General features: G+C 34.9%; 3 protein-coding genes. All 3 read right to left on the reverse strand.

Annotation, left to right across the window (positions count from 1 at the left end; genetic code table 11):
- On the reverse strand, window positions 1–119 hold a 119-nt coding region (locus B2S90_RS05065; protein WP_286696639.1), incomplete at its 3' end, for a DUF951 domain-containing protein.
- A 2-nt stretch (window positions 120–121) separates the two neighbouring features.
- Window positions 122–1,543 (reverse strand): NAD(P)/FAD-dependent oxidoreductase, encoded by a 1,422-nt coding sequence (locus B2S90_RS05070; RefSeq protein WP_055234262.1) that lies wholly within the window; start codon window positions 1,541–1,543, stop codon window positions 122–124.
- Between the two features lie 72 nt (window positions 1,544–1,615).
- Window positions 1,616–2,734 (reverse strand): family 1 glycosylhydrolase (locus B2S90_RS05075; RefSeq protein WP_286696638.1); only part of this gene is annotated, 1,119 nt, incomplete at its 5' end.

A 2,734-nucleotide genomic window follows, 5' to 3' on the forward strand; every position in this document is an offset into this window, starting at 1 on the left:
CCGCAACCCATGCATTTCACTTTAATGTCCGCACCCATTCTTACGATTTCCCATTGTGTGGATTTCTTACATGGATGAGGTTTTTTCATTTCAATAATATCATGTAATCCGTATTCCATCATTATTCTCCTAATCTTTTAATAATATCTCTTGCAACTAAGATTCCATTAGCACCTGCCTGAGCAAGTCCACGTGTTAATCCTGCACCATCACCAGCAACATATAAACCATCTACAAGAGTTTCAAATCCTTCTCTTACCTTTGGTCTTGCACTATAGAATTTAGCTTCTACACCATAAAGTAATGTATGTTCATTCGCAATACCTGGTGTCACGTGATCTAATGCTTCAATCATTTCTACGATTGATTTCATTGTATTGTATGGTAATACAAGACCTAAATCACCTGGAACAGCTTCTGGTAATGTAGGCACTGTATAACCTTCTTTTAAACGCTTTTCAGTTGTTCTTCTACCCTTTTGAATATCACCATATCTCTGTACGATGATAGAACCATTTGAAAGCTTGTTTGCTAATTGAGCCACCTGATGGGCAAATTCATTAGGCTGGTTAAATGGTTCAGAGAATACATGAGATACCAATAATGCAAAGTTAGTATTGTCAGACCCTAATTTAGGATCATGATAAGCATGTCCATTGGCCATCATTGTCCCTTCATGGTTTTCTATTACAACATGTCCACTAGGGTTTGAACAGAATGTTCTTACTCTTGTACCTACAGATGTGTTATAGATGAACTTACCTTCATATAAGTTCTTATTGATTTCATCCATAACGATATTAGATGTTTCTACACGTACACCAATATCTACCTGGTTGTTATAGAGATCTAAGCCATGTTTCTTAAAGACAGCATCCAGCCATGTCGCACCATCTCTACCTGGTGCAAGTAATACTTTAGAGGCTGTAATGATATCACCTTTTGCAAGCTTGATACCCTTGATTGTATTATCTTCTACAATAATATCTTCTACTTCTGTATTAAACTGGATATCAATATGTTCCTTTAATACTTCCTGCATTTCAGTCATGATACGTAAGTTTTCTTCTGTACCTAAATGTCTGACCTTAGCACGTAATAACTTTAATCCGACTGCATAGCCTCTGTGTTCAATTTCTTTTACTTTATCTGTAGTTGGGTCAGTAATATCTTTAGTTGCCCCATGCTTTAAATATAAGCTATCTACATAACGAATTACATCTTCTACTTCATTTGCTGGAAGATAATCAGTAAGCCATCCACCAAATTCACTTGTAATATTAAACTTACCATCAGAATAAGCACCAGCACCACCAAATCCACATGTAATAGAACATGCTGGTAAACAGCCTGGTTCATTATCCTTGATAACTGGACACTGTTTGATCTTCTTATCTTTGATAGGACAATGTCTTGCAGTCACTGCTCTTCCTTTATCAATTAATAATACTGATAAGTTAGGATTCTTTAATACGAATTCATAACTTGCCATAATTCCTGCTGGACCAGCACCTACTACAATTACATCATAATTTTCTCTCATATATACCTCACTTCTTTACCATTCAATAATACCATTCTTTCGACATAAAGAAAAGGTAGTAAAACACTACCTTTAATCTTCAAATAAGCATGCACCATTTGTTTCAATAACATGTTTGTAATAATCAAATGATTTCTTCTTATAACGTTTATAAGTACCATTACCTAGATCATCACAATCTACATAGATGAAACCATAACGTTTAGACATCTGTTTTGTAGATTCAGAAACAATATCAATACATCCCCAAGATGTATAACCCATGAGGTCTACACCATCTTCTACAATCGCATTATACATTTCTTTAAAGTGTGCATCGAAGTAATCAATTCTATACTGATCATCTACAGTGCCATTCACTAATTCATCCTTAGCGCCTAAACCATTTTCTACTACGAATAATGGCTTTCTATAACGGTCATATAAGTCTACTAAAGAGATTCTTAAACCAATAGGGTCAATCTGCCATCCCCAGTCAGATGATGGAATATATGGATTCTTAATAGCCACATTAGTGTTAGCTGCTGTCTTCTTTAAACCATTGTCATCTTTAGCAACACAGCTAGATGAATAATAAGAGAATGAAACGAAATCAACTGGATATTCCTTCATAATCTTTAAGTCATCTGGTTCCATCTTGATATTGATGCCTTCATTCTTGAATTTAGATAATAAGTATGCTGGATATTCACCAAATACCTGTGTATCGCTATAACAATATGTACTTCTCATATCCTGCTGTGCCTGTAAAACATCTTCAGGTTTACATGTGTATGGGTAGTAAGTAAGCTTTGTTAACATACAACCTACTTTTGCATCAGGTCTTGCTTCATGCACGATCTTAGTTGCAAGTGCACTAGCTACAAACTGATGATGCATTGCCTGGAAGATGACTTCATTGAAGTTCTTACCTGGGAAACGATCTTTAATAAGTGCACCTGTAGTATATGGGTGTCTGATCATAGAGTCTACTTCATTAAAAGTAAGCCAGTATTTTACTTTATCCTTATATCTATCTACAATCACTTCACAATAACGTACAAACATATCGATGACTTCTCTTGAATACCATCCATCATAATTTAATACAAGATTAATAGGTGGTTCATAGTGAGAAATAGTGACTAATGGTTCAATACCATATTTTAAACATTCATCAAATACATCATCATAGAACTTTAAGCCTTCTTC

This window comes from Catenibacterium sp. UBA627 (genome assembly GCF_002299355.1).
In the GTDB taxonomy this organism is placed as follows: domain Bacteria; phylum Bacillota_I; class Bacilli_A; order Erysipelotrichales; family Coprobacillaceae; genus Catenibacterium; species Catenibacterium mitsuoka.